The organism is Acinetobacter sp. BY419 (assembly GCF_019038395.1).
Taxonomy (GTDB): domain Bacteria; phylum Pseudomonadota; class Gammaproteobacteria; order Pseudomonadales; family Moraxellaceae; genus Acinetobacter.
Genome location: NZ_JAGFXZ010000011.1, coordinates 47,013 through 72,077 on the forward strand (window position 1 = coordinate 47,013; position 25,065 = coordinate 72,077).

A 25,065-nucleotide genomic window follows, 5' to 3' on the forward strand; every position below is an offset into this window, starting at 1 on the left:
ATACCTCACTCTTACTTCACGTCACGATTAACAGGGTTATTGGTGGTGATTTCACCGCTGAGTAATACCGCGTGCAAATCAGAACCAAAAGTACGCACTTCTTCCATGACCGCTTTATTCCGGCGAGTTAACCAGTTGTAGCCGAGTACTGCCGGTACTGCGACTGCCAGACCGATTGCAGTCATGATCAGTGCCTCACCAACTGGACCTGCCACTTTATCAATCGAAGCCTGACCAGAAACACCAATCGCGGTAAGCGCGTGGTAAATCCCCCAAACCGTACCAAACAGGCCAACAAAGGGTGCAGTAGAACCGACTGTCGCAAGGAAGGCCAGACCGCCACTCAGATGGTTCTGGATTTTGTCGATTGCACGGGAAATTGAGATAGTGACCCAGGTGTTGAAATCAATACGCTCAAGTAAATTGCCACCATGATTTTTGGTTGACTTGATGCCTTTTTCCGCAATAAAACGGTAGACGCTGGCTTCATCCAGATTCTCGGTAGCATTATCCAGAGAAGAGGACTCCCAGAAGGTATTTTCAGCTTGCTTGGCCTGTTTGCGTATTTTGCCTTGTTGCAGGGATTTGCTGATCATGATGTACCAGGTGCCGATCGACATGATTAATAGAATAAACAGGGTAATCTTTGAAACAATATCACCTTCTCTCCACATGGCTTCCAATCCATAAGGATTATAAGCTGGCTCTTCGGCTACGGGTTCAGCCGGAAGTGGTGGCGGGGTGGGTGTTGCCGCTGTTGCAGCTGTTGTTTCAGTGACTGCACTTGTATTTGGCGTAGCCGACTGTTCTGCAAAAACTGCTTGCAAAGGCAATAATGTACTGATGGCAATTACACCGGCAGCGGTCATATTTTTTAAAGGTTTTAGTGATTTTTTCATCATGGATCTCCTGATTTTTTTCTTTATCTGTTGTATCTGTTAGTCAAGGCTAAATTCATATGGAATTTCATACCAGGATGCTTGTGGCTCGCCATTTTTCATAGCTGGCTTGAATGTACATAAGCTAAATGCTTTAGAGGCAGCACGGTCTAAGGTGCGGTCACCACTAGAACGTTTTACTTTTGCTTCTTGAACGTTTCCTGTTGCATCAACAAATACGGAAATTACTACCTCGCCCGTAATTTCACTCATTGCTGCTTCACGAGGGTAGGGAGGTTTTTTACATCCAGCTTCACCTTCAGAAACACCACGAGTGACTCCAGAAGGCTGAGGTGGAGCTGGTGCTGGAGCGGCTGCGACAACAGGAGCCGGGGCTGCTACTGGACTTGGCGAAGGACTTGCTGCAACAGGTATAGGTACTGCAACAGTTGTTGGTTGAGTCGGCGTTGGAAGTGTTTTCTGTACAGGAACTACTTTTTCAACCGGTTTCACCTCAGGCACTTGTGCCACTTTCTCCACTATTTTGGGTGGTTCAGGTGGTGTTTCTTTTGGTGGTTCAGGTTCAGGCGGCTTAATATCCTGAATGATCATCAGCTCTACCGGCTGTTCTGACGGCTTTATTATTTCTTTTGCCATACCAGCTATCAGCACCAGGCCCACCAGAATATGCAATAAAACCACCACCCCAATACCAGTCAGTTTTTTGGCGGAGTTTTTTTCTAAGTCTTCAAACTTTGTGCCCATCATGACTCCTAGAATTTAAGACAAACAGGAAATAGTGCACTGATGAGAAAATTGTTTTTAGTTACAGGCAGCATTATTTTTTGTTTGACCAAAATTAAACGGGGAAAACTGCAAACACCGCTTGGCAGCAGTGTTTGCGAAGTGATTAATTAAAAGAATTTATAGGTACCGCGTAAGAAGTAGCTACGGCCTGTAGGGTCACCATGACGCGGGTCATAACCATATTGCGCATTGTTGGTTGCATCGGAAGCAGGTGGCTCTTTATCAAACATATTCTTGATACCTGCAGTCAGTTCAAGGTTCTTGAACCCTTTATATGTTCCTGCAAAGTTGTAGACCATCCATGCACCTACATCACGTGTTTCCGAAAAATCTTCATATCCACGGACATACTGTTGCTCTAACAACATTCTCCAGTTTTCATAAGTCCAGTTCACATTGGCAATATGTTTCCAGCGAACGACTGCTGGATCATCATAAATACCTACGTAATCTTCCCATTCACCACCTGGTTCTATTTGGTAATCCATTTTGATGACATAAGTCCCATCAATTCCGAAACCAAAACGGCCAGTCGCGGTCATTGGGGTTAAATAGTTCAGGCTGAGGTCAATCCCTTGAGTTTTTAGGCCACCCATATTTTGTAAGGTAGTGTCTAAATACTGGATACGGCCATCTGGTGCATAAACAATCAGGTTGCCATAGCGATTAAGATCATCAAAAATCATATCCGGGCTGATTGTGCCGACCAGATCTTCGATTTTAATGTTGTAGTAATCAGCTGTGAAAACTAGGTTCTTGATTGGCTCGTAGACAAAACCGGCAGTATAAGAAGTCGACTCTTCAGGTTGTAAGTCTGGGTTGCCACCTTGTTTACGCTTGAATTGCATACCGCACTGATCGGCAAACTGGATGTTGTTCGGTGTGCCATCAGCATTACAAAAACGCGGGTTATTGAAAGGTGCACTGGTATAGGTTTCACTTTGCGGAGAGTTGATTTCCCATAAGCTCGGCGCACGGAAACCTGTGCTATAAGAAGTACGGAACATCAGCTCTTTTACCGGTTCCCAACGTAGCGAGGCTTTTGGATTGAAAGAATCTCCAAAGTCGCTATAGTCATCATAACGTGCAGCAAGTTGAGCTTCTAACCCGGCTACGATTGGTACGTGAAATTCAGTAAATATTGCAGTGATATCGCGATCACCTTTACTGATTGGTTTGTCCGGGTCTATACCACTGCCTGGCACCTGACGGACAAGATCGGAATTCACTTTAGCTTCCCAGTCCTGGGTAGTGTAACTAGCACCCAATGCAAAACCGACATCGCCTGCAGGCAATTCATAGATAGGACGGCTTAGAGTGAAATCCACGGTAGTTGAATCTAGCGTTGCCTGATTCGTCGGACCTGCGACATCAAAAGTAGACCATTTTCCGGCATCTTCTGGTGCTTGAGGGCCAAATGGATTGAGTGTGCCATCGTTCAAAGCTGCCTGGACTCTACTTTGGTTTAAATAGCCACTGACGAAATTATCAGTCGCTTCGCCTTTGGCATAAGTTACACCACCGTTGAGGTCCCAGCCGTAGGCTTCACCTTCGATTCCCGCAAAGATCCGGTTGGATTCATTCTCTGATTTAGATACACGGTTACCGGCTTGAGAACGTAAATAAAGTGTTGAGGTCGGACCTGTGAGGCCAGCAATATCTGGGGTAATTCCTTGACCCGGATAGTATTTGCTGGTGCTTGGAATAGTCAGGCTACCACCCCATACATCGGGTGCAATAGAAGTGGTTACATCACTTTTAGTGTAAACATATTCAGCGACCGCATTTAACGAATCGGTGAGTTTTAAGGTACCTCTCGCTAAAGCGGAAAAGGTTTCTTCATCCGGGGTAATGCCGATTAATGCTTGTGTATTTAGCAGGCAACGTGAACCAGAGATAAACGTATTTGGTGCATTATTACAGTTCTGATTGATATAAGGGTTAACTATGCCTACGCCTGGATTTGACAGGTTGGCTGGGAAGCCAGCAGTTGAGCCGATCGCCATACCTAATTCAGGAATCAGACCACCACGACGGCTAACTTTACGATCTTTCGCCATGATCATATCGGACGTACGATAATCGATTACCCCATATACGTTGAATCCTTGCTCGTCCAGATCACCATAACCACCGAAGATGGAAACATCATATTCGTCGCCATTCTTGTGTTCAGGTAATAGAAGTCCGCCAGACACGCCGAAACCTTGATATTCTCTCTTGAGAATGAAGTTGATTACCCCGGCAATTGCATCTGCACCATAAACCGCAGAAGCGCCATCGCGCAGAACTTCGATACGGTCGACCATAGCAAGTGGAATGATATTCAGGTTAACTTCAGAAGTACTGAACGGACTGTTGGCCAGACGGCGACCATTTAATAAAATCAGGGTCTTATCGGTACCAATACCACGAAGGTTGGCAGAAGAGCCTGAAGTATTACTTTTACCAATATTCTGGGATACCGCAAAACCGGCCTGATTGGCGCTGACCCTATTAAGTGCTTCCTCAACAGTGGTGACCCCCTGATTCACCAGATCTTCAACTTTAAGTACAGTAATTGGCGATGCACTTTGTGCAGCTACCCCTTTAATAGATGAACCCGTCACTGTCACTTTTTGAACCTTGGTGGGTTGCGTGGCGGAGTTTTCTGGTTCATCGGCTGCATGTGCTAAAGACAAACACATCATACTTAAGGTAAGCGTACTTAACTTGAGTATTGTCTTGCCAACTGTTGGAGTCCCCATAGATCCGACTAGTCTGTTTATTTTCATCGTAAAGTTCACCTTTCTTGTTGTGTGAAGATAATGCTGTATTCTTTTTAAGCAAAGCAAGTGCCAAGTTAGCTGTAATTCTTGTAAAAATATTCAATATATTGAGAAATGTTTACTTTATAAGGGGTTATAAAGAAAGAACTTGGTGGTCAGGGAAAACGGATAAGCTGTATTGGAAGTGATCAGAAAAAATGATATTGCAAATCAGTATTTATTGATTATTGTTGAATATTGTTTGAAAAATATGTGAACTGGTAGGCATTTTAAAATTCTGTAATGAGGATATGACAGGAGCTAAAGGAAATATTTGTTCAATTATTAAACACATGGTTAGTTGTTAAAAGATAAAGGTTTATTTTTTTAAATTATAAATGGCTGAATTGAGGTGTGCTATAAAATGACCCATTAGTGAATTATTTTTGTGCAATATTGTGAAAGTCATTGTAGGATTAATGCAATAAATACTGCAGATTGTATCTGCGTGCTTTTCCAATTCATTATTATTATAAATGATTAATAAAAATATGTTTTTTGCTGTGAAAAAAAACTTAATTGTGTGTTAAAGCCTAGAGTGGCATGGAATTAGCTTTCAAACGCTAGAGTCATAAGATAGGTGGAGTGTTAAAAAATAAAAAAACATGAAGCAAATCAAAAAGGATAGATGCTTGCAAAAAACCTTAATTATTTTAATGCTTTAAATAAATAGAAATAGGTGGGAATTTGAAATCAGTAACTATAAGGATGACAGTTTTAGCGCTGGCAGTGGCATCAGGGGAAATGGCTTTGGCAAAATCGCCTGCACAGCCAGATAAAGTTTTAAATATTGCATTTGAAGCGCCTGACGATGGTTTTGATATGGTTAAAACCTATAATTTTTATAGTGGCAGTATTGCTGAAGCTATTTTTGAGCCTCTGTTACGCTATGACTATCTGGCTCGACCAGCGACTTTAACCCCGAATACTGTTGAAGCCTTACCTAAGATTGAACAGGATGGCAAAGTTTATACCTTCAAGATTAAACCCGGAATTTACTTCAGTGATGATCCGGCATTTAAAGGCAAAAGGCGCGAACTGGTTGCTGAAGACTATATTTATTCCATGAAGCGGGTGATGGATCCTAAAAATCACTCACCGACTTTTTCGTTTATCGAAGGGAAAATTCTGGGTGCAGATGCCGCCATTCAGCAGGCTAAAACTTCAGGCAAATTTAATTATGATGCACCGATTGCAGGACTAAAGGCACTTGATCGATATACCTTGCAAATTACACTCACGCGTTCCGACTTTAATTTCCCTTATATTATGGCCTATGTCACTTTTAGTGGCACCGCCAGAGAAGCCGTTGAACATTACGGCGCACGGGCAGGGCAGCACCCGGTTGGGACAGGGCCCTATCAACTGCATAAATATGTGCCGCGTAGCCGGATTGAATTAAAGGCCAATCCCAATTATCGTGGATTTAGCTGGGATTTTAAGGGGGAAAATGCCGCATGGGACCAACGTCTGGTTAAGGAAATGAGCGGCAAAAAAATGCCGCAGATCGGGATGGTCAAGGTCAGTATTATCGAAGAAGAACAATCTCGCTGGCTGGCCCTGAAATCTGGTCAACTTGACTATGACCGACTCACCGCAAGTGGTGCAGAACAGGCTTTGGTCAATAAACAGCTAAAAAATGAATACAAGCAAAAAGGCATTCTGCATTATCCCAATAAAGATGCAGAAATTACCTATACCATCATGAATATGCGTGATCCTGTAGTAGGTGGCAACTCATTAGAAAAAATCGCCCTGCGTCGGGCAATCGCCTTGTCGTATAACCAGAGTGAAGCCATCAAACAGCTGTATAAGGGACACGCAGACAAAGCTGAAATGACCATTCCCGAAGGTGTGAATGGACATAATCCAAAGTATAAAAATAGTATTGCCTATAATCCGGTATTGGCCAACAAGCTGCTCGATCGTTTCGGTTATAAAAAAGGTGCAGATGGCTACCGGACCTTGCCTGATGGCAAACCTTTAACATTAAAAATGAATTCCACCAGTTCGAGCTCTTCCGTCATTGCAGCTGAATTATGGAAAAAGAATATGGAGGCGATTGGGCTGCGGATCGAATTTAAAATCAGTAATTTTGCCGATAACCTTAAAGAAGCCACCCAATGCAAACATATGATGTGGGGCGGTGCCTGGATTGCAGACTATCCGGAAGGAGAGAATTTTGCTCAACTCTTATATGGTCCTAATGCCCAGCAGGGTAATCTGAGCTGCTATACCTCTAAAGCCTACGATGCCCTGTATCAGGCCGCGATGAAACTGCCCCCACAGCAACGTACACCTTATTATGAAAAGATGAACCAGCAAATCGAAGCCGATAATCCCTGGATTTTACACAATACACGGGTGCGCAACTGGCTGATTCATCCTCAGGTGAAAGGCTTTAAGGCGCATCCGATCATGAACTCCGTTTGGCAATATCTGGATATTGAACCTGTTAAAAAATAACTTGAGAAGATTAAGAACCAGTATGAACGTAAATTCAAATGCTTTAAAAAAACTGGCAAGTGGAGTTTTAGTCGCCGGTTTGATGATGGCGGGTGTTGCACCCACATGGGCTGCCAATCCCGCCAATCCGAATAAAGTTTTAAAAACAGTCTTCCTTGCAGCTGAAACTGGTTTCGATCCCGGTTATATTCATGACCGTTATTCGGCCAAGATTAATTCGGCTATTTTTGAAACCTTGTACACTTATGATTATCTGGCGTCGCCAGCTAAGTTGGTGCCATTGACTGCGGTTGATATGCCACAGGTCAGTGCGGATGGATTGACCTATACCATCAAAATCAAAAAAGGAATTTACTTTGCGGATGATCCTGTCTTCGCTGGCAAAAAACGGGAATTGACTGCATATGACTATGCCTATAGCCTAAAACGTTTGCTCGATCCAAAGCTACATTCCCCCAACAGCTGGTTGCTGGATGGTCGAATCAAGGGGCTGGACGCATGGGTAGCCATGGCCAAAAAGAATGGCAAAGTCTATGAAAATCCGTTTGAGGGCATTCGGACTCCTGACCGTTACACTTTAGTATTAAAGCTGAACAATCCGGATCAAAACTTCCCGATGTTACTGGCACATGGCCCGGCCGCTGCGGTAGCTCGTGAAGTGATTGAAAAATATAAAGACAAAGCCGGTTGGGTAATGAATAAACCGGTGGGAACAGGTCCTTATGTACTCAGTCGCTGGACCCCGGGTTCACGGATTATCTTAAAGCCAAACCCGAACTATCGTGGTTTTGTCTGGGACTTTAAAGCCAATAGTGCAGAGGATCAGGCCATTGTAAAAACCATGCAAGGCAAAAAAATGCCACAAATTGGCACTATTGATGTCAGGGTCATTGAAGAAGCGCAATCACGGATGCTGGCATTTAAGAAAAATGAACTGGACCTGCTCGAAATTGAGGGTGATATAGTGGTCCAGGCACTAGATGGTGACAAATTAAAACCCGAGCTAGTCAAGCAGGGGGTAAAACTGTCACGTATTTTAGAGCCATCCATTAGCTATCATTACTGGAATATGCAAAACCCGGTCGTGGGCGGTTTCACGCCTGAAAAAATTGCCTTACGTCGCGCCATGGCAATGGCTTTCTCTGTTGAAAACATGATCAGTGTTTTACTCAAAGGAGATGGGGCAAAACTGCACATGCCTATTCCTCCCGGGGTAGCAGGCTATTCCTCCGTCTATAAAAGCAGTATTCCCTATTCAGTCAAGGCAGCCAATATGTTGCTTGATCGCTATAACTACAAAATCGGTGCGGATGGCTGGCGAAAGACACCTGAAGGTAAACCTCTGGTCATTGAACTGATTACTGGTAATACCAGTCGTGGTCAGCAACAAGGAGAATTCTGGAAAAAAACCCTGGACGGTATTCATATACAACTGACCAGTAAGGCCATGCCATTTGCTGAAGGTATTAAGCTGGAAAAACAATGTAAAACCATGTTTAAGAGTTCTGCATGGATTGCCGATTATCCGGATGCTGACAACTTTATGCAGCTGTTTTATGGCAAAAATGTCAATGTGACCAATAATTCCTGCTTTAAGCATGCTGAATATGACCGTTTATATGAGCAAAGTCAGAGCATGCCGCCGGGTCCTGAGCGCGATCTGGTTTATCGCAAAATGACCCGTATTTTAGAAGTCAACATGCCAACCCTGATGCTATATAGCACCTACCGTAATGCGCTGACACAACCACAAGTTATTGGACATAAGTCCCATCCGATTCTGTCCTCAGAATGGATGTATATCGACATTGATACCAAAAATTAAATGAAAATCTGGAGATAAATATGAAATTAAAGTCCTTAAAATTAAGTAGTTTATGTTTAATAATGATGGGGGGGTATCAGGGTATAGCGGCAGAAAGCCAGTCGCATCTGCTGCCATTATTCAAGGCTGCAGAAATTCCGTCTTTGTGTGATGCCAGTCTGGCCTCCATGCAAAAAGATATCCAGATATTTGAAAATAAGAAAATTAAAAATAAAGCCAAGGCTGGGCCATATCTGGCTGAATGGGATGAATTACATGCTAAAGCCCGGGATTTCGGTGCAGCAGTAGGACTCTATAGCAATGTAGATCCGGATCCTGCATTGCGTCAGGCAGCTGATGACTGTGAGCTTAAAATCAGCAAATACCAAACGACCCTGTATCAGAATCCGAAACTGTATGCCCAGTTCAAAAAACTGAAAGCCAGCGATCCGGTTGATCAGAAGTTTTTAGAAGACATTCTGGAGCAGTTTGAAAATACCGGGGTACAACTCAGTGCAGAAAAACAAAAGCGTCTGAAGGAAATCATTGAAGAAAGCACTAAACTGGGGCAGGACTTTTCCAAAAACGTCCGTGATAATCCTGAAAAGGTTGAATTTACCCCAGCAGAAATGAAAGGTTTGCCAGAAAGCTACATCGCAAATTTAAAGAAAAATGAAAAAGGTAATTATCTGCTCGGCTTTGATTCCCCAGAATACCAGCCATTTATGGAACTGGCAGAAAGTGATGAAGCACGCAAACGCTACCAGACGGCTTATACGCGCCGCGGAACCGAACAAAATCTGCAATTCATGAAAAAAGCCATTGATCTGCGTTATGAAATGGCACAACTTTTTGACAAGGAAAGCTATGCGCATTCTGCACTTGAATTTCGCATGGCAAAAGACCCTGAAGCCGTGAATACTTTTCTAGACGAGGTCTATGCAAAAGTCGCCCCTTTAGAAAAACAGGATGTAGAAGAACTGCGCCAGTTCAAGGCTGAAACCTTAAAAATCCCCCTGGAAAAAGCTGAAATTGCGCGCTGGAATCAGGGGTACTGGAGTGAAAAACTTCGTCAGGCCAAATACAAAGTCGATCAGGAAAAACTGCGAGATTACTTTCCGACAGAAGCAGCACAAAAATGGTTATTCGCTGTTTCATCTGATTTATATGGTATCGAATTCAAGCCAGTGAAAGTCAAGGCTTGGCACGATGAAGTGGAATATTATGCTGTGTATGACAAAGCCACAGGTGCATTCCTGGGTGGATTATATGTCGATAAATACCCGCGTGAAGGCAAATATGGACATGCCGCTGTGTGGGGCGCCTATGGTGGCAGTACTTTGAGTCAGCGTCGTCCGGTATCAGTGCTGGTGACCAATTTCAACCGTAAAGGCCTGAACAGTAATGAACTGGAAACCTTCGTACATGAAATGGGTCATGCGCTGCACGGAATTTTATCGAAAACGCGTTATACAGAACAGTCCGGTACATCGGTAGAGCGTGACTTTGTTGAAGCTCCTTCACAGATGTATGAAGAGTGGGCGCGCCGTTTAGAAACCTTGTCAAAAGTTGCCGATTACTGTGAGCCTGCCTGTCCACGTGTGGATGCTGCCATGACTGAGCGTCTAAAAGACGTGAAGAATTATGGACGGGGTCTGCATTATGCCCGTCAGGCTTTATATGCCCAATATGATATGGCCTTGCATAATAAAGATGCACCTAAAACGGACCCATTAGCCTTATGGCAAGAAATGGAAGGCAAAACAGCCTTGGGTTATGTCGCCGGTCAGCAGTTTCCGGGACAGTTTGGGCATTTGATGGGTGGCTATCAGGCGGGTTATTACAGCTATATGTGGTCTGAGGTCATTGCGCTGGATATGCTTTCCTCCTTTGGCGATCAGCTGATGGATAAGAAAATGGGTGCGCATTATCGTAACACCATCCTGTCTCAAGGCGGACAAAAGCATGGCGAGCAAATGGTGAAAGACTTCTTGGGTCGTGAGCCGGACAGTAAAGCTTTCTTTAATGAAATTTCTGGGAAAATTTAAGGAAGGTAAGCGATGCTGGCATATATTATTCGACGGCTTTGGCAAATGATCCCGACCATGCTCGGGGTGATTTTGCTGATTTTCCTGCTGTTCAACTGGGTGGGCGGAGATCCTGCCTATATTCTGGCCGGTAAAATGGCCAATGCAGAACAGATTGAGAACATCCGTCAGCAACTGGGCGTGGATCAACCGTATTACGTGCAACTGTGGATCTTTATCAAGCAGATTTTAACCTTTGATTATGGGGTGAGCTGGAGCACAGGGGAGTCGGTGGCACAGATTATCACCACCCGTCTGGGACCTTCACTGACCATTCTGATTCCATTGACCATTTTGCAAACCATTATTTCCATCATTTTGGCTTTGGGTGTGGCTTCGGTTCGCGGTTCTTTGACCGATCGCATGATCATGATGCTCTGCACCATCGGTATGTCGATCAGTATTCTGGTGTACATCATCGTGTTCCAGTATTTCCTGGCTTATGAGCTGAGCTGGTTCCCGGTGCAGGGCTGGAGTGATAATTTCGCTGACAATCTTTTCAAATACGCCTTGCTGCCTGTATTGATCATGCTGGTGGTGAGTATTGCACCAACATTACGTCTGTACCGCAGTTTTGTACTGGATGAAGTTAATCAGGACTATGTGCGTACTGCACGTGCCAAAGGCCTGGGCGAACGCCGGATTATGGGTGTACATGTATTACGTAATGCTTCAATCCCGATTATCACTGACGTGATGGCAGGGTTACCGGCGTTACTGATCGGAGCCTTTTTGATCGAGCGCTTCTTTGGTATTCCCGGCATTGGCCGTGAAGTTATTATTGCCGTAGAGCGGTCTGATTTTCCTGTGATTAAAGCGATTACGGTCTATGTCGCTATTGCGACCATGATATTCAACCTGATTGCCGATCTGATCTATAAATGGGTCGATCCGCGTGTACAGTTGAAGTAGGTGAATTATGCTGAGTGCGATATTTAAAAAAGAACAAGCGGCTGAAGTAGCACCTGAATCGGCTTCAACAGGATTATGGCAACTGGCCATGCGCCGTTTGAAACGTGACCGGATTGCCATGTTTTCCTTATATGTGGTGCTGTTCTATCTGCTGCTGCTGGTGCTGTCAATGAGCGGCCTGATTGCCAAAGACTGGAATAAGGAAGTGGCAGTCAGTTATGCACCGCCAGGTTTTATCAGTGCAGCCCCAGTCCCGGCTGCCTCTGGTGAAGAACAGGGCGCAGAATCTGTGCCTCTACCCATCAATCCTGTCGATCCTTTAAAGGAAGTTATCGCTGAATTAAATGCCGAAATTGTCGCTGAGCAAGGTATGGGCGGCAGCATTGACTATTATGGCGTGACAGATCCACTTGCAGCGGATATGCAGGCCATTAATCAGCAACTGGGTGGCCAGCTCATGGATCAGGGCAGCGAATTAAAACAGAGTCTGGTCTTTGGAGCAGATAAATGGGGACAGGATGTTTTACAGAAAACCATTAAAGGTGCAGAAACCTCGATTCTGGTAGGCTTGATCGCAGCATTTGTGGCGGTGCTGATTGGTACTGCACTGGGTGCGCTAGCGGGTTATTTTGGTGGCTGGATCGATGATGTTCTGAACTGGTTTTATAATATCTTTACCTCGATTCCTTATCTGTTGCTGGTTCTGGCGATTGCTGCGGTATTGCAACAGAAAGGTATTCTATCGATCATCCTGATTTTAGGCCTGACCGGCTGGACCGGGGTCTTTCGTCTGGTTCGTGCTGAGTACATGAAGCATACAGCACGTGAATATGTGCTGGCTGCCAAGGCGATTGGGGTCAGTAATATGCGTCGCATGTTTGTACATATTTTTCCTAATGTTAGTCATATTGCCCTGGTGCAGATGTCTATTCTGGTGGTGGCCTTTATCAAATCTGAAGTGATTTTGAGCTTCCTCGGGTTTGGTGTGCCAATCGGAGTAGTATCATGGGGAAGTATGCTGAATGAAGCACAAAGCGAGCTGATTTTGGGTAAATGGTGGCAATTGGCGGCAGCCTCGATTGCAATGGCAGTATTGGTGACAGCTTTCTCGATGTTTACCGATGCACTCCGTGATGCATTAGATCCAAAACTGAAATAGGAGTGCCACGATGTCTGAAATAAATCCAAGTAAAGCACCTGCGTTACTTCGCGTGGAAAATCTGCGTGTCAGTTTTAAAGGTGAAAATAAAGAGTATATCGAAACCGTGAAAGGGGTTTCTTTTGAGATCCCAGCTAATACCACAGTTGCACTGGTGGGCGAATCGGGAAGTGGCAAGTCGGTTACTTCACTGGCCACCATGGGCTTGCTCCCGGCAGAGAGCGCGCGTATTTCAGAAGACAGCCAGATTATCTTTGAAGGGAAAAATCTGCTCAAGTTGAAAACCCGTGAAATGCGACAGATGTGTGGTAAAGACATTGCCATGATTTTTCAGGAGCCAATGTCTTCGCTAAATCCGGTGTTTACGGTAGGCATGCAGATCGCAGAAATTTTGCGTCTACATTTGGGTATGAATAAAAAACAGGCACGGCAACGTACTCTGGAACTGCTCAATGAAGTGGGGATCCCTGCAGCTGAAACTAAAATCGATGCCTATCCGGGGCAGCTTTCGGGTGGGCAGCAGCAACGGGTCATGATTGCTATGGCCATTGCCTGTGAACCCAAGCTGCTGATTGCAGACGAACCGACCACTGCACTGGATGTGACTATTCAAAAGCAGATTCTAGACTTGCTGGAATCTCTACGTCAGCGTCGTCAGATGTCGATGCTGTTCATTACTCATGACCTGGCTTTGGTCGGTGAAATTGCCGATCAGGTGATTGTGATGCGACATGGTGAAATTCGTGAACAGGGGCTAGTTCAGGACGTATTGGACCGACCTCAGGATATGTATACCAAAGCTTTATTGCATTGCCGTCCACAATTATCGCAACGTCCGTTACGTTTGCCGATGATCAGTGATTTTATGAAACAGGATGGTTCAACCTGGCTGGAAGATATCCACCTGAATACCCAGCTTCCGCAACGCTCACGTGGACTGAAGGGCAGTGAAGAAATTATTCTGGATGTACGTGATCTGAAAAAATCTTTTTATAGCCGCAAAGGTCTGTTTGGCAAAGATGAATTTCAGGCGGTGAAAGGGGTTTCTTTTCAGCTGGCAAAAGGCAAAACCTTGGGACTGGTCGGAGAATCCGGTTCGGGTAAAACCACCATTGGCTTGTTGTTGATGCGTCTGCAACAAGCCACAGGCGGTAAAGCACTGTTTCAGGGGCGTGATATTTTAGCCATGTCTGAACAGGAATTTACCCAGTATCAACGTAAAATCCAGATCATTTTTCAGAATCCCTATGCTTCTCTGAATCCGCGCTTTACCGTGGGACAAATCCTGATGGAACCGATGCAGATTCACAAAATTGGTCAGGATGATGCCGAACGCAAACAAATGGCCTTGGATCTGCTGGAACGGGTCAGCTTGCCCGCGCAGGCTTTTCATCGCTATCCGCACGAATTTTCAGGTGGCCAGCGACAACGGATTGCCATTGCACGTTGCCTGACCTTAAAACCTGAAGTTTTAATTTGCGATGAATCGGTATCTGCGCTCGATGTTTCGGTACAGGCACAAGTCCTCAATCTGCTACAAGACCTGCAAGATGAATATGGCTTGAGTTATATCTTTATTTCGCATGATTTATCGGTGGTGAAATATATTTCAGATCAAATTATGGTGCTCAATCATGGGGAATTGGTTGAAATTGCCAATTCAGATGAACTCTATCAATCACCTAAACATGAATATACTCAGCGCCTGCTCAGTGCGATTCCAAAAGGTGTACAAGCTTAATCATCGATATAATGAAAAAACGCTCAATTCATTGGGCGTTTTTTATGTCTATATTTTGCTATTACAGTAATTTTAAAACCTGCAAACGTTGCTGAATTTCTTCACGCTGTGTTCTTTCAAACTGCAATAAATTAATTGTGAATTCTTGATGTTGATTTTTGAGTCGAATCAGATTAATCGTTGGCTCATAGGGTGGAATTTGAATGAATTGAATTTCTGTATCTACAACTAATTGAAAAGCTTTACTTACTTTTAACTTACCAATACTTCAACAAATGGTGTGAGGGTTGATCATTAAGACTTTTCGATGACCAATCCAATGCCGCACTAAAACATAACCGATCATCACAAGTGTAAAGATATTGCCATAAGCGTCTGTGGTTTCGATTGGATGATGAATAGGGGAAATCAACCCTTCATTAAACAGCATGAGATTAAAAGACCAATGTTGTTGCGTGGTTTTTAAATAAAAATGAAACTGATAAGTAAGATAATAGATAAGTACATATAAAACCCAAAAGCGTAAGGGCTGGTATTGAACAGACGGTATTGCACGAAATCGATCTTTCATTGTTATTTTTCTATTTTATAAAAAAAGTCAGGCAATTGCCTGACTTTTAGTTTAACGAGGGCTTAGAATTTTTTAAAGCCTTTATTTACGCCGTATGGACGACGTGGTGCATTTTCATCACGTTCTTCACGACGACCAAATGCTTGATCCGGACGGGTTTCACGACGAACGAACTGCGTACCATTTTGGTTTTCATTTCTGTCACGACGACCATAAGCATTGTCATCACGACGCTCGCGGCCAGTGTTATTCTGTGGCTGTTGTTCATCACTGTCACGACGCTGCTGACGCAAGAAACCACCACGGCGTGCAGCCATCGGTTTATCCTGCATACGCTCATTACGACGTTTAGCCATACCAAATAAGCCGGTACCTTGACGTGGTTTCAATTCCACAGCTTTAGTCAGGTTGTCGATATCATTTTTATCCAGTTCAATCCAGCGACCGGTACGCAGTTCACGTGGCAGAATCACAGTACCGTAACGGGTACGCAGTAGACGGCTGACTTTCAGGCCTTGTGATTCAAAAATACGACGTACTTCACGGTTACGCCCTTCTTTTACTACCACCTGGAACCAGCGGTTAATCCCGTCACCACCGAGTTCAGAGAAAGATTCGAATTTCGCCGGGCCATCGTCGAGTACCACGCCTTTGATCATGTTGTTGCGAATTTGTGGCGTAACTTCACCCATCACACGAACTGCATATTCACGTTCGATTTCATTAGATGGGTGCATCAAGCGGTTGGCAAGTTCGCCATCATTTGTGAACAACAACAGACCGCTCGAGTTAATATCCAGACGGCCAACCATCACCCAGCGATCGCCCGGAATAGCAGGCAACTGTTCAAATACAGTGGGGCGGTTTTCAGGATCGCTACGTGAGCAGATTTCGCCTTCAGGTTTGTAATAAATAATCACACGACGACGAATTTCGTCTTCAATCTGGAACGCAACTTTACGACCATCGATGCGAAGCTCATCACCTGGTTCGATTCGTTCACCCACTTGGGCAATTTGCCCGTTGACACTTACACGACCCGCAGCAATGACTTCTTCCATATAACGGCGAGAACCCAAACCAACGCGTGCAAGCACCTTTTGCAACTTTTCACTCATGACAGCATAACCTTAGAAATAATTATCAACAGTTCACCTATTTATGACTTCGGTGCATTTGCATCGAGGGCCATAAAAGCTTCCTTGGCATCCTGCAGGGGAGGCAATTGGCCCAAACTATTCAGGCCAAACGCATTTAAAAATTGTGGCGTTGTCATTAACAACGCAGGTCTTCCAGGGAGTTCACGAAATCCGGACTCTTTAATCCAGTTCCAGTCAAACAGCGTACGCAGGTTTTGACTGTTATTCGTGACACCACGAATCTGTTCAATATCCGCTCGAGTCACGGGCTGGTGATAAGCAATCACTGCAAGCGTCTCTAGTAAAGAAGGCGACAAGCGAGCCGGTCGCTCAGGCCAAGTCTGTGCAATAATATTACGATATTTTGCACGCACTTGAAAACGATAACCTTGTGCTGTTTCAATCAGTTCTATCGAACGGCCATGCATCAGCATGGAAAGTTGTTGTAAATACTGACGTAATTCCTGCTTGCTATAACGATCCTGAAAAGCTTCTTTCAGACGAGCTAAGGAAACCGCAGAGTCACTGGCAAAAATAATGGCTTCAAGCTGCATCAGGACTTCATGCAAATTGTCTTCTGTAGATAACAGCGTATTTTGATCGAGTGTCATTGACTGGCTCCTTGAATTGCGAGCGGGGCTTCAATACCTGTAGCAATAATCTGAATTTTTTGTTGCCGGGTCAGTTCCAGCACTGCCATAAAGGTCACTACCATGCCCATGCGGCCTTGGCCCGGTTTTAATAATTCCTTGAAACTGAGTACTTTGCCAGTTTCAATACAACTTTCAATATAGGCAATGCGTTCTTCCAGCAGTACCGGTTCTTGTTGCACCTGATGAATCACGGGTTCTGGACGGTTAAATATGCAAAGCAAGGCATCACGCAGTAAATCGCTTGAATAGCCTTCATTCGGCTGCTGGATTTCACCCAGACTGACATTGGTGGTAAAAGTGTCGCGTTCCAGAATTGGCATCTGGCCCAGACGTTCCGCTGCCTGTTTAATTCTTAAATAATTTTCTAAACGGTCAATCAGTTCTTGTTTTGGATCCTGTTCAATTGCAGCCAGGCTTTTCGGTTTCGGTAACAGTAAACGCGATTTCAGATCTGCCAGTAAAGCCGCCATCACCATATAGTCGGCCGTCAGCTCGATATTCAGGGATTTCATCGCGTCCATATAGGACAAATATTGCGCTGCAATCGGTGCGATATCGACCTGCAACAGATCAAAGCCATTTTTTTGAATCAGGTAAATTAAAAAGTCGAGTGGGCCTTCAAAATGTTCTAATAAAATTTCAAATGCCGCTGGAGGAATGTACAGATCCTCTGGAATTGTATCCTGCCATTCATCCAGAACCCGAATGTGCGGAGCAGATTCCATAGTGTTATGGATAATTTGAGTCATTACAATTATAGGCCACGCGAATTTTCAAAGGCATGCAAAGGCTTGATTTTCGGTATCTGATCGAAAGAAAAGCACAGGATTAAGCGTTATCATTGTACTGGAAAAGTAACCTTAAATAAATTAAATAAGCGGCCAAAGCCATAAAAACTTAAAAAAATAATGGAATTTATCGGTTAATTAAAAATAGTACCTTAAAAAACAGCAGAATAAAGCAGGAAATACTTCAGGAATCTTCGTGTTATGTTTTGTCTGATGATCAAGCGTGTTGGGTAGATGAATGTCAGTTAATTCGTTTGAAAAGCTCGCTAAACATAGCGAGTCTTATCAGAAGGTGAAATAAGTTAACGGCAGGTGTTAAGTGATTTACAAACGGATTTCCCATTAAAAAACATAAAATTAATAAATATTAATAGGTATTAATAAAATATTTCCCTATAATTTTTGGTCAAAAAAAACGCTATACTTCTGAAAAATAGTCAAGAATCACAAAAATTATTAAAAAGGTGAATTAAACATGCCACTTATTTTGCTTGTTATTGGAGTGATCGCACTCGGGGGCTTTTGGGCTTATCCAAAATATCAGATTATGCAGCTTGAAGATGAAGCACGCACGGGGCTGAAATCAGGTGGATTTTCAGCTTTTGTGGAACGAGCCCGACCTGTCATGACTGCCATGAAAATGGATTTTAGTGTGCTGGATCAATATCCCAATATCCGTTTTTACATGCGGCATATGGTATATGAGGGAGACCAGATGGATGACCGGATTAAACTGGACATGCAGGCTATGTCTTGTGAGTCGATCAATTCATTTAAAGTCATGGAACCCAAGGCACGGACGGCTATGTTGAATGTACTGGAAGATGATCAGATTATTTTTCATGTATATCTGAAAAATAAACTGGGTGAAGAACTTATGCATCATGAACAGAAGCTATCCCAGTGTCCAAACTTCATGACGGTTCGTCATTATGAACGTGCTTCAGATTCTTAAACTGTTTTTGGCAACAACCGCATACCGCTCGAATTGCAAAGAATAGGCATATAACATCAAACCATTTGCTGTTTTAATATTCTCAGGGTGATGAATGATTTTGTTGCTTGTCCGCAAACTCAATGAGGCGCTGGCAAGTCTCTGCCAGACATACGTTCTGCTTCGAATAGATCTGTAACAGCTGTCTAAGCAGACTTAGCTTCAGGAAAAATTGGTATTCCGTATGGTCAATGTCCAGAATGAGATTGGCAGAAGGATGTGCTTTAACCATGACCACCTGAGATTGCAGCGTCCAGGGAATTTCTGCATAGATCAGATCCTGTGCAGAAAATTCCTGCTGATTTAGCAGGAGATAAAATAAATCCATTCATTCTGACTCCTTTAATTTTTGTGGAAAATTCTCAGGCGGCATTTATTCAAAGGCGCTGACATCTCCCATACCACGACGAAGCACTTCAGGATGATCACCCGATAAATCTACAATAGAAGTCGTGCTTAGAGTTCCTAAACCGCTATCTATAAAAACATCAATGCGTTTACCCAGTTGCATTTCAATGTCATAAGGATCATCGAGTGGATCGCTCTGACCCGGTAAAATCAGGGTAGAGGTCAATAATGGCTCACCAAGTTCCTTAAGCAGCATTTGACACACTGGATTATTCGGAATACGTAGACCAATGGTTTTCTTTTTGGGGTGCATCAAGCGTTTAGGAACTTCACTGGTGGCAGGTAGAATAAAAGTGGTGATGGCCGGGGTATTGTTTTTCAGCAGACGATACATGGCATTGTCGACTTTGGCATAGGTGGCAATATCGGATAAATCACAACACAAAATCGCATATTGATGCTTTGGCCCTAGACCACGAATTTGCGCAATCCGCTCCATGGCACTCTTGTTACCAATCTGGCAACCAATCGCATAGGCAGCATCAGTAGGATAGACCACGACATCACCCGCACGGATACGTTCCACTGCCTGACTGATTAAGCGGGGTTGCGGATTATCGGGATGTACGCGTAAATGCAGCATAGAGGCTACTCCAAGCTTGGACTGATGGCATATTATGTGGTGCTCAAGCAATGTCTGACAATCATAAAAAAGGTATATTTGTGTAATTTAATCAAGCATTTCACGTAAAAATTCATCAGATTGTAAACTTTTGCCACCTCTGGTACAGATACAGATACATTGGATAAATCGGGCTGCATCACGCGGCAGTTTGGCTGTACCGTTAAAATAGGCCTGCACTTGGGCATAGACATTGTTTTTAAAGCTTGCGCCATCCCCGCCGTCGCCAGTCAGGTTGTCTAAAGACACCCGGAATTTACGGCCAAAGGCCTGGGCAAACATCCATTCAATCGCCTGTGGTTTGATTTCCACCTGTTCAAATAAAGCCTGCTGTTCACGGGTACGCCCATCCGGCGCATACCAGTAGCCGAGATCAGGCAGCAGACGGCGTTTGTCTCCGGCAATGGTCCAGTGGCTAATTTCATGCAGGGCACTATTGAAGAAACCGTGTGCAAACTGGATCCGGGCAGGGCTGTCTATGCTTGCAGGGAAATATTCTGGTTCAAATTCACCACGCACTAAAGTGACATTCAGATGGGAAAACCAATGCTTAAAGTGTAAGATGAGCCAGTTAACTTGCTTGGCTTCTGATGATAAATTCGGCCATGCTAAGAGTTGCACTTGCTGTGTTGAACTGTCAGAATCAGAACTAGAAAGTGTGCTAACGAGTGATGAAATATTCACTTCTGTTTGCGGCTGCAACAGATGCATATCTTGTTTTACCCAAATGGTCTGTCGAAATAAGTGCAAAATTGTATCTTAATCTTTGACAGAGTACTCATGAATTTGTAGAATTGCCGCCTTAATTATGTCAGCAAATACCTTTCCGGCACAGATTGAGCCGTTTAAATGGGCTGAACAAGGCTATAAATGGTCAGGTCAACTGCCATTGTCTCGCTTTGTTCGTATTGCTCGTGAAGCTGTTGGATCAATTGATGATCAATTGATTAACATAGACTGTAAGCTATCAATGGATGCCTATCATCGTATTGCATGGCTAGATGGTCACGTTGAAACAAAAGTTCCTATGGAATGCCAGCGTTGTCTGGAAACTGTAGTAATTGAACTGGTTTCATCGTTCCACTTAGCGCTTGTAGATGATGAGTCACTGATAGAGCGCTTGGATGAGGATGCTGATTTCATCGTCCTAGGTGAAAGTGAAGCAACCACCAAAGGTAGCATTGATGCGCCTGCGTCGGCTGATTTACTCGCGCTGATAGAAGATGAGCTGTTATTGTTGATGCCGTTGTCGCCTAAACATGAATTTTGCGAACATAAGCATCAACCTGCCATTGAAGAAGTAGTTGAAGAGAAACGGGATAATCCGTTTGGAGCTTTGGCTGCTTTGAAGGGTAAACTTAACTAATTTTTGTGTTATACTCTTGTGTATAAGACAATCGAATTTGTTCTGATCCATTTTTTCGATCTTTGTAAGGAGCCATCATGGCCGTTCAGCAAAACCGTAAAAGTCGCTCTCGCCGTGACATGCGCCGTTCACATGACGCTTTAACCGAGAATGCATTAACTGTAGACCAAGCTACTGGCGAGACTCACCGTCGTCACCATGTATCTAAAGATGGTATCTACCGTGGTCGTCAATTATTCGCTAAAGCATCTGCTGAATAATTGGTGATGTATTAAGCGTCAAGCTTAGTAGAAAAAATGGGAGCATTTAGCTCCCTTTTTTTTGTCCTTGATTTTAGGGGTATCGGTTTTTTGTTGTATTTGGCAATTACCGCCAGCAAAATTACATGCTAAATTGCGCTCCACAATGATTTAGGTGGTCTTATTGGTCAGTCTTCTTGTCAAGACTAAAGACGTACACCTCTTGAATGAAAGGATTTTATTATGTCTGCTACACCACTCGAACAAGCAGCACCAGCGACGAAAACTGCATTTGTGTTTCCGGGTCAGGGTTCACAAAAAGCCGGTATGTTGGCTGAACTTGCAGAACAGTTTGCCAGTATTCGCGAGACATTTGCAGAAGCGTCTGAAGCCGTCGGTTTTGATCTGTGGCAGATTGCGCAAACTGGCGAAAACTTAAATCAAACCGAATTTACCCAGCCGGTATTACTGACTGCAAGCATTGCCTTGTGGCGCGTCTGGCTGGAAGCTGGCGGTGTAGCACCGAAATATCTCGCAGGCCATTCACTGGGTGAATACAGTGCTCTGGTCGCATCGGGTGCTTTAAGCTTGGGTGATGCTGCAAAGCTGGTGAACCTGCGTGGTAAACTGATGCAGACTGCAGTACCTCAGGGTGTAGGCTCAATGGCTGCCATTTTGGGTCTGGATGATGCCAAAGTGATTGAGCTGTGTACACAAGCAACTGAATCAGGTGAAGGTTCTGTTGAAGCAGCGAACTACAATGCGCAAGGGCAGGTTGTGGTGGCAGGCAATAAAGATCGCGTTGAAGCGGTGATGGCACTGGCCAAAGAAAATGGCGGCAAAGCCATTGCACTGCCAGTATCGGTTCCATCGCACTGTTCATTAATGAAACCTGCCGCTGAACAGTTTGCTCCAGCATTGGAACAAACCGCCATTGAGCTGCCACGTATTCCTGTATTACAAAATGTGAGCGCGCAGGCAGCAAGCAATGTAGATGAATTGCGTCAGGCTTTGACCGCGCAACTTTATGAGTCGGTACAATGGACCAAAACCTTGCAATTCCTTCAAGATGAAGGCGTTGAGTACATCGTAGAATGTGGTCCGGGTAATGTATTGACCAACTTGGCGAAACGCTTGCCGAATATTCAAAAAGCACTTCCACTGGACAGTCAGTCCCGTCTGGAAGATGCATTAAATACCGTATTGGCGGCAGAAGGGAAAATTGCATGACACAGGAACGTAAAGTTGCCCTAGTAACAGGTGCAAGTCGTGGTATTGGTGCTGCGATCGCACAACAATTAATTCAGGACGGTTATTTTGTCGTAGGTACGGCGACTTCCGATGCAGGTGCGGAAAAATTATCTGCACAGTTTGCTGAAAATGGTGCAGGTAAAGTACTAGACGTTCGGGATGGCGCTGCGATTGATGCACTGGTGACAGACATCGAACAGAACTTTGGCCCAGTTCTTGTATTGGTCAATAATGCCGGTATTACCAAAGACAATCTGCTATTGCGTATGTCTGAAGATGACTGGGATGATATTTTAAATATTCACCTGAAAGCGGTATACCGTCTGTCCAAGCGTGTGCTGAAAGGCATGACCAAGGCGCGTTTTGGTCGCATCATCAACATCAGTTCGGTGGTGGCACACTTTGCCAACCCGGGTCAGGCCAACTATTCTGCTGCCAAAGCCGGTATTGAAGCATTTGGTCGTAGCCTAGCGAAAGAAATGGGTAGCCGTCAGATTACTGTCAACTCGGTTGCACCAGGCTTTATTGCAACTGAAATGACGGAACAGTTAAGCGAAGAGATTCGCAAAAAAATGACTGAGCAGGTGGCGTTAAACCGTTTGGGTGATCCGCAGGATGTCGCAAATGCCGTAAGTTTCCTGGCTTCAGATAAAGCCAGTTACATTACTGGTACAGTTATGCATGTAAATGGGGGCTTATACATGAGCTAAGCTCAAGTATAAACTTTCCAAATTTTTTAGATTCAATTAAACTAACGGCATTAAAAACGCCACAAGCAATGAGGAGAATTCCTGTGAGCGATATCGAACAACGTGTTAAGCAAGCAGTTGCAGAACAACTTGGTATCAAAATCGAAGAGATTAAAAACGAAGCGTCTTTCATGGATGACTTAGGTGCAGATTCTCTCGATCTAGTTGAACTTGTTATGTCTTTCGAAAATGATTTCGACATCACTATTCCTGATGAAGATTCTAACGAAATCACAACTGTTCAATCTGCAATTGATTATGTTTCTAAGAAACTTGGTTAATCGCCGATTTCAGCTTTGCTGAGCATAAAAGACCACCGTTAAGGTGGTTTTTTTGTGCCGGTTTGCAGCAATAATCCGGGTTTTACAATCCATTACCTTTCTGTCACCAATGACTAACTATGCTTGGCTATTTTTATTATAAAAATAGGAGTGATGTGACATTAACAACAAGAATGGAGTCCAATATGGGTCTTTTTGATTTTGTAAAAGGTATCGGTAAGAAAAATACAGCTGCCGCAGAGCCGCAGGCTGCACCAGCAAATACTACTCCAGCCGCTGCAGCAAAACCTGCAGAGCCTTCTGCCCAAGAAGTGGCGAATAAATTGCTCGGTCATGTAAAAAGTCTGGGACTACCGATTAGCGGTTTATCTATCAGTTATAACTCTGCTTCGGATCTGGCAACTGTCAGAGGTCAGGTACAAAGTCAGGCCGATCGTGAAAAGATTATTCTGGCAGTGGGAAATATTGATCATGTGGCAAAAGTAGATGATCAGCTGACTGTAAGCAGTCCTGAACCAGAAAGTAAATTCTACACGGTAAAATCAGGTGATACTTTGTCCAAGATCTCTAAAGAATTTTATGGTGATGCCAACCAGTATAATAAAATTTTTGAGGCCAATAGCCCACTGCTCAAAAATGCGGATGATATTTTCCCGGGACAGGTATTGCGTATTCCTGCTTAGGGCATTATGTCTAAAAAATACGTTTCTAAATAAAGTCCCATTTGGGGCTTTATTTTTTAATCAAGATTTTAAGAATCACTAGATGCCTAGATCCAGATATAAACTTTCTTTAACTTCTTCCATAACCACATAACTGTGTGATGAAGCAGAAGCGGGTAGTTTTTTCAGTAAATCTCCTAGCAGGCGGCGATAGGCGCTCATTTCCTTTAAGCGTGCTTTGACCAGATAATCAAAGTCACCGGAAATTAAATGGCATTCCAGTACTTCCGGAATTTCTGTCAGATTACGTGCGACCTGATCAAAGACATCACCCGATTTGGCAGAAAGTTTGATTTCCAAAAAGACCAGTAAATTGCGTTCCAGCAGTTCCGGATTTAAACGCGCGTAATAACCCATGATAATGCCTTCGCGCTCCAGTCGTTTCACTCGTTCTGAACAGGGAGTGGTTGACAGGTTTACACGCGCTGCCAGCTCGCTAATGGCAATCCGGCCATCGCGTTGCAGGATATCCAGAATCATGCGATCAATGCGGTCTAATTTACGCATCAAGATTTCCCTCTTTTTTTTAATTCTGCTCGAAAAAATATTTATTTCACTGAATATACAGTTTGAATATAGTGAATTTAACTACTAAGGGGAAAATATACTAGTGAAATAAAC

The 25,065-nt window shown here is 43.9% G+C and carries 23 protein-coding genes; 13 read left to right on the forward strand and 10 right to left on the reverse strand.

From position 1 onward, the window contains the following. Positions 1–11 precede the first annotated feature (11 nt). From KUG37_RS06130 to KUG37_RS06140, 3 genes are all read right to left on the reverse strand, one after another. On the reverse strand, positions 12–902 hold the full coding sequence (locus KUG37_RS06130) for a MotA/TolQ/ExbB proton channel family protein (RefSeq protein ID WP_216934817.1): 891 nt from the start codon (positions 900–902) through the stop codon (positions 12–14). Between the two features lie 36 nt (positions 903–938). Beyond that, positions 939–1,643: an energy transducer TonB gene (locus KUG37_RS06135; protein WP_216934814.1), complete on the reverse strand. Its 705-nt coding sequence runs from the start codon at positions 1,641–1,643 to the stop codon at positions 939–941. A gap of 149 nt (positions 1,644–1,792) precedes the next feature. Further along, positions 1,793–4,459 carry a TonB-dependent receptor gene (locus tag KUG37_RS06140; RefSeq protein ID WP_216934812.1) on the reverse strand — a complete coding sequence of 889 codons (2,667 nt, stop codon included), beginning with the start codon at positions 4,457–4,459 and terminating at the stop codon, positions 1,793–1,795. Positions 4,460–5,200: 741 nt separating this feature from the next. On the opposite strand from KUG37_RS06140, the gene KUG37_RS06145 reads away from it, so the two are divergent. From KUG37_RS06145 to KUG37_RS06170, 6 genes are read left to right on the forward strand one after another with little or no spacing between them, the layout of a single operon-like run. Next, complete coding sequence (locus KUG37_RS06145) at positions 5,201–6,958, forward strand: ABC transporter substrate-binding protein (protein WP_216934810.1); 1,758 nt, start codon at positions 5,201–5,203, stop codon at positions 6,956–6,958. A gap of 22 nt (positions 6,959–6,980) precedes the next feature. Then, positions 6,981–8,783 (forward strand): ABC transporter substrate-binding protein, encoded by a 1,803-nt coding sequence (locus tag KUG37_RS06150; RefSeq protein ID WP_216934808.1) that lies wholly within the window; start codon positions 6,981–6,983, stop codon positions 8,781–8,783. Between the two features lie 20 nt (positions 8,784–8,803). After that, positions 8,804–10,810: a M3 family metallopeptidase gene (locus tag KUG37_RS06155; RefSeq protein ID WP_216934806.1), complete on the forward strand. Its 2,007-nt coding sequence runs from the start codon at positions 8,804–8,806 to the stop codon at positions 10,808–10,810. 12 nt (positions 10,811–10,822) lie between these two features. Continuing rightward, the gene (locus KUG37_RS06160; protein WP_216934804.1) at positions 10,823–11,761 is read left to right on the forward strand and encodes an ABC transporter permease; all 939 of its coding nucleotides are present in this window, start codon (positions 10,823–10,825) and stop codon (positions 11,759–11,761) included. Between the two features lie 7 nt (positions 11,762–11,768). Further along, positions 11,769–12,920 carry an ABC transporter permease gene (locus KUG37_RS06165; RefSeq protein WP_216934803.1) on the forward strand — a complete coding sequence of 384 codons (1,152 nt, stop codon included), beginning with the start codon at positions 11,769–11,771 and terminating at the stop codon, positions 12,918–12,920. Positions 12,921–12,930: 10 nt separating this feature from the next. Continuing rightward, the gene (locus KUG37_RS06170; RefSeq protein ID WP_216934802.1) at positions 12,931–14,661 is read left to right on the forward strand and encodes an ABC transporter ATP-binding protein; all 1,731 of its coding nucleotides are present in this window, start codon (positions 12,931–12,933) and stop codon (positions 14,659–14,661) included. A gap of 633 nt (positions 14,662–15,294) precedes the next feature. Here the strand turns inward: KUG37_RS06170 and rluB are convergent. The 3 genes from rluB to KUG37_RS06185 are packed head-to-tail and all read right to left on the reverse strand — an operon-like array spanning position 15,295 to position 17,773. Then, complete coding sequence (gene rluB / locus KUG37_RS06175; protein WP_216934800.1) at positions 15,295–16,350, reverse strand: 23S rRNA pseudouridine(2605) synthase RluB; 1,056 nt, start codon at positions 16,348–16,350, stop codon at positions 15,295–15,297. Positions 16,351–16,391: 41 nt separating this feature from the next. Continuing rightward, the gene (gene scpB / locus KUG37_RS06180) at positions 16,392–16,982 is read right to left on the reverse strand and encodes an SMC-Scp complex subunit ScpB (RefSeq protein WP_216934799.1); all 591 of its coding nucleotides are present in this window, start codon (positions 16,980–16,982) and stop codon (positions 16,392–16,394) included. Further along, entirely contained in the window at positions 16,979–17,773 is a 795-nt protein-coding gene (locus KUG37_RS06185) for a ScpA family protein (protein ID WP_216934797.1), read from the reverse strand. Before KUG37_RS06185 ends, scpB begins: the two co-directional genes overlap by 4 nt. Before the next feature lie 514 nt (positions 17,774–18,287). Between KUG37_RS06185 and KUG37_RS06190 the strand changes: the two genes are divergently transcribed. After that, positions 18,288–18,767 (forward strand): hypothetical protein, encoded by a 480-nt coding sequence (locus KUG37_RS06190; RefSeq protein WP_216934795.1) that lies wholly within the window; start codon positions 18,288–18,290, stop codon positions 18,765–18,767. 82 nt (positions 18,768–18,849) lie between these two features. Here KUG37_RS06190 and KUG37_RS06195 read toward each other — a convergent pair whose 3' ends face one another. From KUG37_RS06195 to KUG37_RS06205, 3 genes are all read right to left on the reverse strand, one after another. Further along, the gene (locus KUG37_RS06195; protein WP_216934794.1) at positions 18,850–19,134 is read right to left on the reverse strand and encodes a hypothetical protein; all 285 of its coding nucleotides are present in this window, start codon (positions 19,132–19,134) and stop codon (positions 18,850–18,852) included. A 45-nt stretch (positions 19,135–19,179) separates the two neighbouring features. Beyond that, on the reverse strand, positions 19,180–19,797 hold the full coding sequence (locus tag KUG37_RS06200; protein ID WP_216934792.1) for an L-threonylcarbamoyladenylate synthase: 618 nt from the start codon (positions 19,795–19,797) through the stop codon (positions 19,180–19,182). 87 nt (positions 19,798–19,884) lie between these two features. Beyond that, positions 19,885–20,547 (reverse strand): elongation factor P hydroxylase, encoded by a 663-nt coding sequence (locus tag KUG37_RS06205; protein WP_216934882.1) that lies wholly within the window; start codon positions 20,545–20,547, stop codon positions 19,885–19,887. A 97-nt stretch (positions 20,548–20,644) separates the two neighbouring features. On the opposite strand from KUG37_RS06205, the gene KUG37_RS06210 reads away from it, so the two are divergent. From KUG37_RS06210 to lysM, 6 genes are all read left to right on the forward strand, one after another. Beyond that, a complete protein-coding gene (locus KUG37_RS06210) occupies positions 20,645–21,202 on the forward strand; it encodes a DUF177 domain-containing protein (RefSeq protein ID WP_216934790.1) in 558 nt (185 codons plus the stop codon). A gap of 77 nt (positions 21,203–21,279) precedes the next feature. Further along, positions 21,280–21,462 (forward strand): 50S ribosomal protein L32, encoded by a 183-nt coding sequence (gene rpmF / locus KUG37_RS06215; protein ID WP_004279227.1) that lies wholly within the window; start codon positions 21,280–21,282, stop codon positions 21,460–21,462. A gap of 222 nt (positions 21,463–21,684) precedes the next feature. Next, the gene (fabD, locus tag KUG37_RS06220) at positions 21,685–22,671 is read left to right on the forward strand and encodes an ACP S-malonyltransferase (RefSeq protein ID WP_216934788.1); all 987 of its coding nucleotides are present in this window, start codon (positions 21,685–21,687) and stop codon (positions 22,669–22,671) included. After that, positions 22,668–23,402: a 3-oxoacyl-ACP reductase FabG gene (gene fabG, locus KUG37_RS06225; protein WP_216934786.1), complete on the forward strand. Its 735-nt coding sequence runs from the start codon at positions 22,668–22,670 to the stop codon at positions 23,400–23,402. The genes fabD and fabG overlap by 4 nt, the downstream gene beginning before the upstream one ends. Before the next feature lie 83 nt (positions 23,403–23,485). Continuing rightward, the gene (gene acpP / locus KUG37_RS06230) at positions 23,486–23,722 is read left to right on the forward strand and encodes an acyl carrier protein (protein ID WP_004646101.1); all 237 of its coding nucleotides are present in this window, start codon (positions 23,486–23,488) and stop codon (positions 23,720–23,722) included. Between the two features lie 185 nt (positions 23,723–23,907). Further along, a complete protein-coding gene (gene lysM, locus KUG37_RS06235; protein ID WP_216934783.1) occupies positions 23,908–24,405 on the forward strand; it encodes a peptidoglycan-binding protein LysM in 498 nt (165 codons plus the stop codon). A gap of 78 nt (positions 24,406–24,483) precedes the next feature. Here the strand turns inward: lysM and KUG37_RS06240 are convergent, their stop codons facing one another. Continuing rightward, a complete protein-coding gene (locus KUG37_RS06240; RefSeq protein ID WP_216934781.1) occupies positions 24,484–24,951 on the reverse strand; it encodes an Lrp/AsnC ligand binding domain-containing protein in 468 nt (155 codons plus the stop codon). Positions 24,952–25,065 lie beyond the last annotated feature (114 nt).

Bases quoted from the DNA above. Each gene is read 5' to 3' on its own strand.
- KUG37_RS06150 (WP_216934808.1), top strand. From the start codon at position 6,981: ATGAACGTAAATTCAAATGCTTTAAAAAAACTGGCAAGTGGAGTTTTA.
- KUG37_RS06170 (WP_216934802.1), top strand. From the start codon at position 12,931: ATGTCTGAAATAAATCCAAGTAAAGCACCTGCGTTACTTCGCGTGGAA.
- KUG37_RS06165 (WP_216934803.1), top strand. From the start codon at position 11,769: ATGCTGAGTGCGATATTTAAAAAAGAACAAGCGGCTGAAGTAGCACCT.
- KUG37_RS06145 (WP_216934810.1), top strand. From the start codon at position 5,201: ATGACAGTTTTAGCGCTGGCAGTGGCATCAGGGGAAATGGCTTTGGCA.
- KUG37_RS06130 (WP_216934817.1), bottom strand. From the start codon at position 902: ATGATGAAAAAATCACTAAAACCTTTAAAAAATATGACCGCTGCCGGT.
- KUG37_RS06155 (WP_216934806.1), top strand. From the start codon at position 8,804: ATGAAATTAAAGTCCTTAAAATTAAGTAGTTTATGTTTAATAATGATG.
- fabD (WP_216934788.1), top strand. From the start codon at position 21,685: ATGTCTGCTACACCACTCGAACAAGCAGCACCAGCGACGAAAACTGCA.
- KUG37_RS06160 (WP_216934804.1), top strand. From the start codon at position 10,823: ATGCTGGCATATATTATTCGACGGCTTTGGCAAATGATCCCGACCATG.
- fabG (WP_216934786.1), top strand. From the start codon at position 22,668: ATGACACAGGAACGTAAAGTTGCCCTAGTAACAGGTGCAAGTCGTGGT.
- KUG37_RS06135 (WP_216934814.1), bottom strand. From the start codon at position 1,643: ATGGGCACAAAGTTTGAAGACTTAGAAAAAAACTCCGCCAAAAAACTG.
- rluB (WP_216934800.1), bottom strand. From the start codon at position 16,350: ATGAGTGAAAAGTTGCAAAAGGTGCTTGCACGCGTTGGTTTGGGTTCT.
- KUG37_RS06205 (WP_216934882.1), bottom strand. From the start codon at position 20,547: ATGCATCTGTTGCAGCCGCAAACAGAAGTGAATATTTCATCACTCGTT.
- KUG37_RS06140 (WP_216934812.1), bottom strand. From the start codon at position 4,459: ATGAAAATAAACAGACTAGTCGGATCTATGGGGACTCCAACAGTTGGC.
- KUG37_RS06190 (WP_216934795.1), top strand. From the start codon at position 18,288: ATGCCACTTATTTTGCTTGTTATTGGAGTGATCGCACTCGGGGGCTTT.
- KUG37_RS06240 (WP_216934781.1), bottom strand. From the start codon at position 24,951: ATGCGTAAATTAGACCGCATTGATCGCATGATTCTGGATATCCTGCAA.
- KUG37_RS06195 (WP_216934794.1), bottom strand. From the start codon at position 19,134: ATGGATTTATTTTATCTCCTGCTAAATCAGCAGGAATTTTCTGCACAG.
- KUG37_RS06210 (WP_216934790.1), top strand. From the start codon at position 20,645: ATGTCAGCAAATACCTTTCCGGCACAGATTGAGCCGTTTAAATGGGCT.
- KUG37_RS06200 (WP_216934792.1), bottom strand. From the start codon at position 19,797: ATGCTGCATTTACGCGTACATCCCGATAATCCGCAACCCCGCTTAATC.
- KUG37_RS06185 (WP_216934797.1), bottom strand. From the start codon at position 17,773: ATGACTCAAATTATCCATAACACTATGGAATCTGCTCCGCACATTCGG.
- lysM (WP_216934783.1), top strand. From the start codon at position 23,908: ATGGGTCTTTTTGATTTTGTAAAAGGTATCGGTAAGAAAAATACAGCT.
- scpB (WP_216934799.1), bottom strand. From the start codon at position 16,982: ATGACACTCGATCAAAATACGCTGTTATCTACAGAAGACAATTTGCAT.
- rpmF (WP_004279227.1), top strand. From the start codon at position 21,280: ATGGCCGTTCAGCAAAACCGTAAAAGTCGCTCTCGCCGTGACATGCGC.